Origin of the sequence: Streptomyces sp. NPDC059355, assembly GCF_042752335.1 — a bacterium.
Taxonomy (GTDB): Bacteria; Actinomycetota; Actinomycetes; order Streptomycetales; family Streptomycetaceae; genus Streptomyces.
In genome coordinates this window covers 129,594-141,495 of sequence record NZ_JBHYXN010000014.1, presented here as the reverse complement: position 1 = coordinate 141,495, position 11,902 = coordinate 129,594, and the positions used below count along the sequence as shown (strand labels likewise).

At 71.8% G+C, this 11,902-nt stretch carries 8 protein-coding genes; 2 read left to right on the top strand and 6 right to left on the bottom strand.

The genetic code is table 11. The annotated features are described in order from the left end of the window. Window positions 1-40: 40 nt before the first annotated feature. Together ACFXGI_RS16355 and ACFXGI_RS16350 are read right to left on the bottom strand one after the other, a co-directional pair. Complete coding sequence (locus ACFXGI_RS16355; protein ID WP_384706475.1) at window positions 41-292, bottom strand: hypothetical protein; 252 nt, start codon at window positions 290-292, stop codon at window positions 41-43. A gap of 229 nt (window positions 293-521) precedes the next feature. Then, the gene (locus ACFXGI_RS16350; RefSeq protein WP_384706473.1) at window positions 522-995 is read right to left on the bottom strand and encodes a hypothetical protein; all 474 of its coding nucleotides are present in this window, start codon (window positions 993-995) and stop codon (window positions 522-524) included. Window positions 996-1,223: 228 nt separating this feature from the next. Between ACFXGI_RS16350 and ACFXGI_RS16345 the strand changes: the two genes are divergently transcribed. Together ACFXGI_RS16345 and pulA are read left to right on the top strand one after the other, a co-directional pair. Continuing rightward, on the top strand, window positions 1,224-2,936 hold the full coding sequence (locus tag ACFXGI_RS16345) for a carbohydrate-binding module family 20 domain-containing protein (RefSeq protein ID WP_384706471.1): 1,713 nt from the start codon (window positions 1,224-1,226) through the stop codon (window positions 2,934-2,936). A 120-nt stretch (window positions 2,937-3,056) separates the two neighbouring features. Next, on the top strand, window positions 3,057-8,426 hold the full coding sequence (gene pulA, locus ACFXGI_RS16340; RefSeq protein ID WP_384706469.1) for a pullulanase-type alpha-1,6-glucosidase: 5,370 nt from the start codon (window positions 3,057-3,059) through the stop codon (window positions 8,424-8,426). Here pulA and ACFXGI_RS16335 read toward each other — a convergent pair. Genes ACFXGI_RS16335 through ACFXGI_RS16320 form a run of 4 tightly spaced genes read right to left on the bottom strand, consistent with a single transcriptional unit; the run spans window position 8,413 to window position 11,668 of the window. After that, a complete protein-coding gene (locus tag ACFXGI_RS16335) occupies window positions 8,413-8,949 on the bottom strand; it encodes a GNAT family N-acetyltransferase (RefSeq protein WP_384706467.1) in 537 nt (178 codons plus the stop codon). The two genes, pulA and ACFXGI_RS16335, sit on opposite strands and share 14 nt — an antisense overlap. 22 nt (window positions 8,950-8,971) lie before the next feature. Next, the gene (locus ACFXGI_RS16330) at window positions 8,972-9,694 is read right to left on the bottom strand and encodes a TetR/AcrR family transcriptional regulator (protein WP_384706465.1); all 723 of its coding nucleotides are present in this window, start codon (window positions 9,692-9,694) and stop codon (window positions 8,972-8,974) included. Between the two features lie 31 nt (window positions 9,695-9,725). Next, window positions 9,726-10,775 (bottom strand): PDR/VanB family oxidoreductase, encoded by a 1,050-nt coding sequence (locus ACFXGI_RS16325; protein WP_384706463.1) that lies wholly within the window; start codon window positions 10,773-10,775, stop codon window positions 9,726-9,728. Further along, window positions 10,772-11,668 (bottom strand): metal-dependent hydrolase, encoded by an 897-nt coding sequence (locus ACFXGI_RS16320; protein ID WP_384706462.1) that lies wholly within the window; start codon window positions 11,666-11,668, stop codon window positions 10,772-10,774. Before ACFXGI_RS16320 ends, ACFXGI_RS16325 begins: the two co-directional genes overlap by 4 nt. Between the last annotated feature and the right edge of the window lie 234 nt (window positions 11,669-11,902).

The following is an 11,902-nucleotide window of genomic DNA, read 5'->3' as shown; positions in this document are numbered from 1 at the left end:
ACGTCACCGTCTGGCCGCCCCTGCGGTTCGGGCCGCGGGATCAGGCGCCGAGGTGGTGGCCCTTCAGCCACTCCTTCTCGCTGCTCTTCTCGCAGGACGAGTTGTAGACCGGGCCGGCGAACGCGGGCAGGTTGTGCGGCACCGCGGCGAACGTGGAGCAGTTCGACGACTTGGCCGCACGGCCGCCGCCGAAGTAGTCGATGTCGACTCCGTCGGCCAGGGCGGCGCCGGCGCCGCCGAGCAGGATGCCTGCAGCCAGGACGGACGCGGTGACAGCGGAACGAATGCGCATGACTCCCCTAAGGATCATCGGAAGGACGCGCTGTTCGGTCCGCGCGTCGGCCGGTCCAACCGTCCGTGAGCGCCACTGGGAACGGGCGTTCACTCCAATGCCCGCAGCTGTATCGTTTCGACACTCTGCGCCCCGTTTCGCGCCCCCCGGTCGCTCACGGGTTGTGCGGCCCGCGAGCGACGACCGGGCGGACGCCGTCACCGGGGCCCGGCAGGACGACGAGGAACCGTCACCGGCCATCCTCGACGACGGCCAGTCCGGCGGTCGCGGCGGCCGCGAACGCCTTGGCGGCGGGCCCGGCGCCGTCGGTCAGCTCGTCGAGCCGGGCGTGGAACCCCGCCAGGTCCGCGGAAGGGCCGTTGATCCACGACCGGACCGCCGCACCCCTGCGAAGGGCGGCGAGCAACTCCCCGCGGATCCGTCCCGCAGCCGCGGCCTCGACCCGCTCGTGAAGGCGTTCCCGGACGCACGGCTCCGTCGGGGCGTCCTTCGCCGCCTGGCGACACCGCCGGCATGACCGCAGGGCGTCGGGCTCGAAAGGGTGGAGATGGCAGGTGAGGCAGCGGGCCGCCATCCCGCAGAGCGTCCCGCGCCCGCCACCCGCGTGCTCGACCCCGGGAGCGCCCCTCACCTCGCAGGCCCCGAACCGGGCCGCCACCCGCGCCGCCGCGAACGACCAGCCGTCGCTCTGTTCACCGATCACGCACGGGAGCATGCCACCAGCGGCCGGTCGGCTCACGACCGGGCCGTGACCGCTTCCCCGGTCGGCTCGCGGGCGCGCGGCGGCGTCAACGGGCCTGCGTGGCACGCCCGTCCGGCAGGACACGCCCCGGAAACAATTCTGCAATCTCTTGCGCAAACTCTTGCAGCGCTCTTACCTGGCCCCTACGGTCTCTGCAATCCCCACCTCTCCCGCCAGGAGGCCCCCCGCATGCCTGCCAGAGCCGTCAGAGCTGCAACTCTTTTCACCTCGACCGCGCTTGCCGCCGGCGCCCTCCTCACCGGTCCGGCGCCGCAGGCCGCCGCCGCGGCGCCCGGCGACAAGGACGTCACCGCCGTCCTCTTCGAGTGGCGCTTCGAGTCCGTCGCCAAGGCCTGCACCGATTCGCTCGGGCCCGCCGGATACGGGTACGTCCAGGTCTCGCCGCCCCAGGAACACATCCAGGGCCCCCAGTGGTGGACCTCGTACCAGCCCGTCAGCTACAAGATCGCCGGTCGGCTCGGCGACCGCGCCGCGTTCAAGGCCATGGCCGACACCTGTCACGCCGCCGGGGTGAAGGTCGTCGCCGACTCCGTGATCAACCACATGGCCGCCGGCGACGGTGTGGGGACCGGGGGATCCTCGTACACGAAGTACGGGTACCCCGGGGTCTATTCGGGTTCCGACATGGACGACTGCCGGGCGACCATCTCCAACTACCAGGACCGGGCCGACATCCAGAACTGCGAGCTCGTACAGCTCGCCGATCTCGACACCGGCGAGGACTACGTACGCGGGCGCATCGCCGGGTACCTGAACGATCTGCTGTCCCTGGGCGTCGACGGCTTCCGGATCGACGCCGCCAAGCACATGCCCGCCGCCGACCTCGCCAACATCAAGTCCCGGCTGACGAATCCTTCCGTCTACTGGAAGCAGGAGGCGATATACGGAGCCGGCGAGGCCGTCTCGCCCTCCGAGTACCTCGGCAACGGCGACGTGCAGGAGTTCCGCTACGCCCGGGACCTCAAGCGGGTCTTCCAGAACGAGAACCTCGCCTACCTCAAGAACTTCGGCGAGGCCTGGGGGTACATGCCGAGCGGGCAGTCCGCCGTCTTCGTCGACAACCACGACACCGAGCGCGGTGGCGACACCCTCAACTACAAGGACGGCTCCGCCTACACCCTCGCCGGCGTCTTCATGCTGGCGTGGCCGTACGGATCCCCCGACGTGCACTCCGGGTACGAGTGGACCGACAAGGACGCCGGTCCGCCGAACGGCGGCTCGGTCGGAGCCTGTTACAGCGACGGGTGGAAGTGCCAGCACGCCTGGCGGGAGATCTCCTCCATGGTCGGCTTCCGCAACGCCGCCCGCGGCCAGGCCGTCACCAACTGGTGGGACAACGGCGCCGACCAGATCGCCTTCGGGCGCGGGGCCAAGGCGTACGTCGCCATCAACCACGAGGGCGCGGCCCTCACCCGGACCTTCCAGAGCTCGCTCCCGGCCGGCGACTACTGCGACGTCCAGAGCGGTCGGACCGTCAGCGTGAACTCCGCCGGGCAGTTCACCGCCACGCTCGGGGCCGGTACCGCCCTGGCCCTGCACGCCAACGCCCGTACGTGCACCGGCGGTGGGACCACGCCACCCCCGGTGGCCGCGGGCGCCTCGTTCGCCGTCAACGCCACCACCGCCCCCGGGCAGAACATCTACGTCACCGGCGACCGTGCCGAGCTCGGCGGCTGGAACACCGGCAGCGCCCTCAAGCTCGACCCGGCGGCCTACCCCGTCTGGAAGCTGGACGTCTCCCTCCCGGCCGGGACCGCGTTCTCGTACAAGTACGTGCGCAAGGACGCCGCCGGGAACGTCACCTGGGAGAGCGGCGCCAACCGCACCGCGACCGTCCCGGCGAGCGGAAAGGCCGTCCTGAACGACACCTGGCGCAACTGACCCCCACACACCCCCACGCCCCCCACGCAACCCCACCGACCAGGGCCGCCCGGCGTCCACAGACCCCGCCATCCGCCGGGCGGCCCTCATCCACGCGACACGTAACCAAGGAGATCCGCCTTGATACGCCCCGCCGCAGGAGTGCTCGCCGCCGCCCTGGCCGTGACGCTCCTGCCCGCCCTCCCGGCCGTGGCCGCCGCGCCGCCAGCCCCGCCCTCGGACGCGAAACTGGCCGCCGAGCCCGCGCGGCACGGTCTGACCCGGGAGCAGTTCTACTTCGTCCTCCCGGACCGGTTCGCGAACGGCGATCCGCGCAATGACGCCGGCGGCCTGACCGGCAGCCGGCTGGAGACCGGGCTGGACCCGACGGACAAGGGCTTCTACCAGGGCGGCGACCTCAAGGGTCTGACCGACCGGCTCGACTACATCAAGGGGCTCGGGACCACCGCCATCTGGATGGCGCCGATCTTCAAGAACCAGCCGGTGCAGGGGAAGGGGGCCGACGTCTCCGCCGGCTACCACGGGTACTGGATCACCGACTTCACACAGGTCGACCCCCACTTCGGCACCAACGCCGACCTGGAACGGCTGATCGACAAGGCGCACGCGAAGGGGATGAAGGTCTTCTTCGACGTCATCACCAACCACACCGCCGACGTCGTCGACTACCGGGAGCAGTCCTACTCCTATCTCTCCAAGGGGGCCTTCCCCTATCTGACGAAGGACGGGGTGCCGTTCGAGGACTCCGACTACGCGGACGGGAAGCGGAAGTTCCCGCGCGTCGACGCCGAGTCCTTCCCGCGGACCCCCTTCGTGCCCGACGCGAAGAAGAACCTGAAGTCTCCCGCCTGGCTCAACGACCCGACGATGTACCACGACCGGGGCGACTCCACCTTCGCCGGCGAGTCCTCCGACCAGGGCGACTTCTTCGGGCTCGACGACCTGTGGACCGAACGCCCCGAGGTCGTCAGCGGGATGGAGAAGATCTACGAGAAGTGGGTCAGGGACTTCTCGATCGACGGCTTCCGCATCGACACGGTCAAGCACGTCAACACCGGGTTCTGGACGCAGTGGGCCACCGCCCTCGACAAGTACGCGGCCCAGCACGGCCGGAAGAACTTCTTCATGTTCGGCGAGGTCTACTCCGCCGACACCGCCGTCACCTCCCCGTACGTGACGCAGGGCCGCCTCGACGCCACCCTCGACTTCCCGCTCCAGGACGCGATCCGGGCGTACGCCTCCCAGGGCGCGGCGGCCCCGCGGCTGGGCTCCGTACTGGCCGACGACTACCGGTACACGACGGACAAGGCGAACGCGTACGAGCAGGTCACCTTCCTCGGCAACCACGACATGGGCCGTTTCGGGAGCTTCCTGAAGCAGGACCGGCCGGGGGCGGGGGAGCAGGAGCTGCTGGACCGCTACCGGCTCGCCAACGAGCTGATGTTCTTCTCCCGGGGCAATCCGGTGGTCTACTCGGGCGACGAGCAGGGCTTCACGGGCGCGGGCGGTGACAAGGACGCCCGGCAGCCGTTGTTCGGGACACGGATCGCGGACTACCTGGACGACGACCAGCTCGCAACGGTGCGCACACACGCGAGCGATGCCTACGATCCGGGACACCCGCTCTACCAGCAGATCAGTGCTCTCTCGAAGCTGACGAAGGACCACCCGGCCCTGCGGGACGGCGTCCAGAGTGAACGTTTCGCCGACGGGTCCGTCTACGCTTTCGCCCGCACCGACACCCGCTCCCGCACCGAGTACCTCGTCGCCGCCAACAACGCCGCCGAAGCCCGGACCGTCGAGCTCGACGCCCCGGCCGGCGCCCGGTACCGCACCCTGTACGGCGGCAACGCCCTGCTCCGCGCCTCCGCGGCCGGCAAGCTCACCGTCACCGTCCCCGCCCTCGGCTCGGTGGTCCTCCAGGGCGCCGCGCCCCTCGCCGCCCCCGCCACCAAACCCGCCCTGACCCTCAAGGCCCCGGCTCCGGGCGCCACCGGCACCGTCGAGCTCTCCGCCGACGTCACCGGCGGCGGCCTGAACCGGGTCGTCTTCGCCGCCCAGACCGGCACCGGCGCGTGGCAGGTCCTCGGCTCCGCCGACCACGCCCCGTACAAGGTCACCCAGCACGTCACCGCGCCCGCCGGCACCGCCCTGCGCTACAAGGCCGTCGTCGTCGATTCTTCCCCAGCTACCGCTGGGGGTGCCCCCAGCGGCCGCACCGCGAGCGCCCTCGCCGAGTCCGTCTCCGGCCAGGTCCCGCCCACCCCGGTCCCCACCGCCACCCAGCGCGACTACGCGGTCGTCCACTACCGCCGCCCCGACGGCGACTACACGAACTGGCGGCTGTACGCCTGGGGCGACCTGGCGGACGGCGAGGCCACTCCCTGGCCGGCCGGCCACGACTTCACCGGCCGCGACGCGTACGGGGCCTTCGCCTACGTCAAGCTCAAGCCCGGCGCCTCCTCCGTCGGCTACCTCGTCATCGACAAGGACGGCAACAAGGACGTCGCCACCGACCGCACCCTCGACGTGACGAAGAGCGGCGAGGTCTGGCTGGAGCAGGGCAAGGAGGCGGCCACCACCGACCGCCCCGCCTACCCGCCCCAGGACCAGGCCAAGGCCGTCCTCCACTACCAGCGCCCCGACGGCGCCTACGACGGCTGGGGCCTGCACGTCTGGACCGGCGCCGCGACCCCGACCGACTGGTCGAGGCCGCTGATGCCCGCCCGCACCGACTCCTACGGCGCCGTGTACGAGGTCCCGCTCGCGGCCGGTGCGACCAGCCTGAGCTACATCCTCCACAAGGGCGACGAGAAGGACCTGCCCACCGACCAGTCCCTCGACCTGTCGGCCACCGGCCACGAGGTCTGGATGCTGGGCGGCCGGGCCCCGTACCTCCTCCCGCAGCCCGCCGGCTCCTCCGCCGCCCTCGACCTCACCAAGTCCGAGGCCGTCTGGATCGACCGCTCCACCCTCGCCTGGAACGCCCCCGCCACCGCCGCCTCCCTCCAGCTCCTCGCCTCCCGTGAGGGCACGATCACCGCGGAGAACGGCGCCCTGCGCGCGGACGGCGCCCAGTGGCTGCGCCTGGCCAAGGCCGAGCTCACCGCCGCCCAGAAGCAGAAGTTCCCGCACCTCGCGACGTACGCCGCCTACTCCGTCGACCCCCGCGACCGGGACCGCGTACGGGACGCCCTGCGCGGCCAGCTCGTCGCGAGCGCCCGGGCCGCCAACGGCGCCGTCCTCGCCGCGACCGGCGTCCAGCTCGCCGGCGTGCTCGACGACCTGTACGCGAACACCGCCGCCCTCGGCCCGGTCTTCAAGGACGGCCGTCCCACCCTCTCCGTCTGGGCCCCCACCGCCCGCCAGGTCGCCCTCGAACTCGACGGCCGCACCGTCCCCATGCGCCGCGACGACACCACCGGCGTCTGGTCGGTGCGCGGCGAGCGCGGCTGGACCGGCAAGCCCTACCGCTACGACGTGACCGTATGGGCCCCGAGCACCCGCCGGATGGTCCGCAACCTCGTCACCGACCCGTACTCCACCGCCCTGACCACCGACTCCACGTACAGCCTGGCCGTCGACCTGGCCGACCCGAAGCTGGCCCCGCCCGGCTGGCGCGGCCTGCACAAGCCCGCGGCCGTCCCCTTCACCTCCGCCCAGATCCAGGAGCTCCACATCCGCGACTTCTCGGTCGCGGACCCCACGAGCGCCCACCCCGGCCAGTACCTGGCGTTCACGGACACCGGCTCGGCGGGCATGCAGCACCTGCGCTCGCTCGCCGCCTCCGGCACCTCCTACGTCCACCTCCTGCCCGCCTTCGACATCGGCACGATCCCGGAGAAGGCCTCCGACCGCACCGAACCCGCCTGCGACCTGAAGGTGTACGCGCCGGACTCGCCCGAGCAGCAGGCCTGCGTGGCCGCCGCGGCGGCGAAGGACGCGTACAACTGGGGCTACGACCCGCTGCACTACACGGTGCCGGAGGGCTCGTACGCGAGCGACCCGAACGGCACGGCCCGTACGGTCGAGTTCCGCAGGATGGTCCAGTCGCTGAACGGGGCCGGCCTGCGGACCGTCATGGACGTGGTCTACAACCACACCGTGGCTTCCGGCCAGTCCGACAAGTCGGTCCTCGACCGGATCGTGCCGGGCTACTACCAGCGGCTGCTGGCGGACGGCTCGGTCGCGAGCTCCACCTGCTGCGCCAACACCGCTCCCGAGAACGCCATGATGGGCCGGCTCGTCGTGGACTCGATCGTCACCTGGGCGAAGGAGTACAAGGTCGACGGCTTCCGCTTCGACCTGATGGGCCACCACCCGAAGGAGAACATCCTCGCCGTCCGCAAGGCACTCGACGCCCTGACCGTCACCAAGGACGGGGTCGACGGCAAGAAGATCATCCTGTACGGGGAGGGCTGGAACTTCGGCGAGGTCGCGGACGACGCCCGCTTCGTCCAGGCCACGCAGAAGAACATGGCCGGCACCGGCATCGCCACCTTCTCGGACCGCTCGCGCGACGCGGTCCGCGGCGGCGGCCCCTTCGACGAGGACCCGCGCGTCCAGGGCTTCGCCTCCGGCCTGTTCACCGCCCCGAACGCCTCGCCCGCCAACGGCACCGCGGACGAGCAGCGGGCCAGGCTGCTGCACGCCCAGGACCTGATCAAGGTCGGGCTGTCCGGCAACCTCGCCTCGTACGCCTTCACGGACAGCACGGGCCGGCACACCAAGGGCGCCGAGGTGGACTACAACGGCTCCCCGGCCGGGTACGCGGCGGCTCCGGGCGACGCCCTCGCCTACGCCGACGCCCACGACAACGAGACGCTGGCCGACGCCCTGGCGTACAAGCTGGCGCCGGGCACTTCGGCCGCGGACCAGGCCCGGATGCAGGTCCTGGCGATGGCCGTCGGCACCCTCTCGCAGGGCCCGTCACTGTCCCAGGCGGGTACGGACCTGCTGCGCTCGAAGTCCCTCGACCGCAATTCGTACGACAGCGGCGACTGGTTCAACGCCATCCACTGGGACTGCCGCGAGGGCAACGGCTTCGGCCGCGGCCTGCCGCCCGCCGCCGACAACGGCTCCAAGTGGCCGTACGCGAAGCCGCTGCTGGCCGGCGGCAAGGCACCGGGCTGCGCCGAGATCACGGGCGCGTCCGCCGCCTACCGCGACCTGCTGCGGATCCGTACGACGGAACCGGCCTTCGCCCTCACCACCCCCGAGGCGGTCCAGGCGGCGCTCGCCTTCCCGCTCTCCGGCAAGGACGAGACCCCGGGGGTGATCACGATGACCCTCGGCGACCTGGTGGTGGTCTTCAACGCCACCCCCGCCGCCCGGTCCCAGCGCGTCCCGGCCCTCGTGGGCACCGCCTACGCCCTGCACCCGGTCCAGGCGGCCGGCTCCGACCCCGCGGTCAAGCAGGCGACGTACGACGCGAAGACGGGAGAGTTCACGACGCCGCCGCGCACGGTCGCGGTGTTCACACGACGGTGAGCTGATCGAGCCGCTTCTCGAGCAGGATCACCCCGTACACCTTCCCGTCCTTGCCCTCCTTGTGGGGGAACTCCCCGACCACCCGGTAGCCCGCACCCCGGTAGTACGTGAGCAGCCGGGGGTTGGTGGAGACGCAGTCGAGCCGCGCCCGCGGCAGTCCGGAACCGGCGATCCGGCGCTCGGCATGTTCGAGTATGCGCCGTCCGGCGCCCGCGGGCGCGGTTTCGCGGTCCACCATCAGCCGGTGCACGTATCCGGCGACCGGCGGCTGGACGCCCCAGGCCTCCTCGTCGGACCACCACAGCTCGTACGCGCCGATGATCAGCCCGTCGGCGTCGCCGGCGAGCCACACCTCGCCCTCGCGCATCTTCGCCAGGAAGTGCGCGGCGCCCTTGTCCCCGGGCTTCCACTGGTCGATCCCGTGCTTGCGCATCCACCTGGCGGCCTGGTCGTACAGGGTCACCAGCGTGGCGGCGTCCTTCTCCACGGCACGCCGGAACAAGATCCCGTCATTAATGATCACGGGCGCATTATCACGCGGATGATCACCGGGGGTCGGGAACGGCGGCCTCCACCGCCGGGGGCACCAGCCCCACGAGCCGCCCGACCAGCTCCCCGAACGGCCCGTCGGCCGGCTCGTCGCGAAGGATCCGGCCGAGGATGGCGGCCATCTCCGCGTCGTACGCGGCGCTCACGGCGGCCAGCGCGGCGAAGTCGTGCACGAGCTGCAGCTCCAGCTCGGCCCGCGGGATCTTCCGCCCATCCAGCCAGATCAGCGCGGTGGACTCCGCCAGCGACACCCAGGACCGCACCACGAGTTCCAGCCGCGCGGGCGGGTTCTCGATGCCGATGTGCGTCACGATCTGCTCGTAAGCGGCCTGCCGGACCTCGTCGATCATCGCGTTGGTCCGGTTGCTGCCGACGGCCGGGCCGCCGCGCATCAGCGCCGAGAAACCGGGCCCGTGGTCGTCGACGAACGCGAAATACCGGCCCATGACGCGCAGCAGCCGCGCCCCCAGCGGACCCTCCCGGGGCTCGACGAAGCGCTGCGCGAGCTCGTCGGCGGCCCGCCGCAGAGCGGCCTCGTACAGGCTCAACTTGCCAGGGAAGTAGTGGTAGACGAGCGGCCGCGATATCCCCGCGGCCGCCGCGATCTCGTCGATCGACACGTCGTCGGGCGACCTGAGGCTGAACAGCTCCAGGGCCACGCCGATCAGCTGCTGCCGCCGCTCCTCGACACCCATCCTGCGCCGCGTCCCGGTAGTCATGCGCCACACCCTACTGGGCCTGCGGCGACGCTCAGAGGTCGAGGACCAGGCGGTCGTCCTGGGCGCGGGACACGCAGAGCAGCATCGAGTCCTCGCGCTCCTGGTCCGTGAGGAGGGTGTCGCGGTGGTCGACCCCGCCTGCGAGGACGCGGTGTTGGCAGGTGCCGCAGAAGCCCTGCTCGCAGGAGTACGGGGTGTCGGGCAGCTCCCGGCGGACCGCGGCCAGGGTGGATTCGTCCCTCCCGACCTCGACCGTGCGGCCCGAGCGGTGGAGTTCCACCGTGAAGGGGCGCGAGGTCGCGGTCGCGGGCGTCGTCGCCGTGAAGCGTTCGAGGTGGACCGGGGTGGTGGCCGGGACCGCTTCCCGGACCGCGTTCATCAAGGGGGCCGGTCCGCAGCAGTAGACGAGGGTGCCGGGGGCCGCCGAGGTGAGCGGGCCCAGGTCGGGGAGGCCCGCCTCGTCCTCCGGGGTGAGGGTGACCCGCGAGCCGTACGCGTCCAGTTCGGCGGTGAACGGCATGGAGGAGCGCGAGCGGCCGCCGTACAGAAGGGTCCAGTCCGCGCCCGCCGCCGTGGCCTCGCGCAGCATCGGGAGGATCGGAGTGATGCCGATGCCGCCCGCGACGAAGACGTACGAGGAGGACGGCACCAGCTCGAAGCGGTTGCGGGGCGGGCGTACGGGCAGCTCCGCTCCCTCCACCAGCTGGGCGTGCGCCTCCCGGGAGCCGCCGCGGCCGTCCTCGATCAGCCGGATCGCGATCGTGTAGCGGCCCGCGTCGGCCGGGTCGCCGCAGAGGCTGTACTGGCGGACCAGGCCCGACGGGAGCTGTACGTCCACGTGCGCGCCCGGGGTCCACGGCGGGAGCTCCGGGGATTCGAGGGTCAGCATCAGCACCCCGTCCGCGGGCTCCGTACGGGACACGATCAGGGCGGGCAGCCAGCGCCGCGGGGAGTGGCCGGAGACCGGGGTCTCCAGCGCCGGGAGGGGCCACAGCGGGGAGCGGGCGATGCGCCCCCGCAGGGCGCGCCGGGTCAGCAGCGCCGCGCCCGCCACCGCCGTCAGCTTCAGGGCGCGGCTCATGCGGTGGCACCGCCGTTCGCGCCGGGGGAGGAGGCCAGGTAGGCCACGGCCTGGGCCGTGGAGCCCTCCTGGGACGGGTGGTACGACCGGGACAGGTACGTCGGGATCGACTTGAGCATCGCGCCCGCCGTGGGCAGCGTGCCCTGCCGGCCCGCCCGGAGGAACTGGCCGAGGGAGGCCTTGGCGGCGGGCAGCTCCGGGTCGTTCTCCATGAAGAAGCGGGCGCCCCGCTGCCACAGGAAGACGAGCGCCGTGAAGGCGGTGGCCCAGGTGCGGGCCCGCCGGTGGTAGCCGCCGTCCACGTGCATGAAGAGGTCGAAGGCCACCGAGCGGTGCTCCACCTCCTCCGCACCGTGCCAGCGCAGCAGGTCCAGCATCACCGGGTCCGCGCCCCGGCGGTCCAGTTCGTCCGCGTTGAGCACCCAGTCCCCGAGGAACGCCGTGTAGTGCTCGATCGCCGCGATCAGCGCGACCCGCTCCATGAGCCACCAGTGCCGGGCCTTGCCGGGAGGCAGTGTCCGGTCGCCGAGCAGCTTCTCGAAGAGCCAGTCCACCTGCGCCGTGTAGGGCGTCGGGTCGAGGCCCAGCCGCTTGAGGTGCGGGAGCACGTCGTCGTGGGCGGCGGCGTGCATGGTCTCCTGCCCGATGAACCCGACGACGTCCGCGCGCAGTCGCTCGTCCTTGATGTACGGGAGCACCTGCTTGTAGACGTGCACGAACCAGCGCTCGCCCGCGGGAAGCAGCAGGTGCAGCACGTTGATGGTGTGGGTGGCGAACGGGTCGCCGGGCAACCAGTGGAGCGGGGTGTCCTCCCAGCCGAAGGACACGTTCCGCGCCTTGAGCTCGATGTGCTCCGACGCCACGGGGGCGGGCGCGTGCGGCGTATTAGACATGGCGTCAATGTACTGAGGGGTAGGGGAGAGGAAAACCCCTCTGCGCCCACCACTTCACGCAGGAGTCCCCCGGACGCGGTGTGCGCCCGGGGGACTCGGGTCTGCTGCCTTGGGGCGCGGGCTAGGGAGTGTCGTCAAAGTGGCGTCGGCCGCGCGAAAGGGCGGGGCCGGCGGGGTCTGGTGCGTGCGATCGCAAGGCGGAGGAGGGAATCGACGCGGAGCGTCGGTGACCGA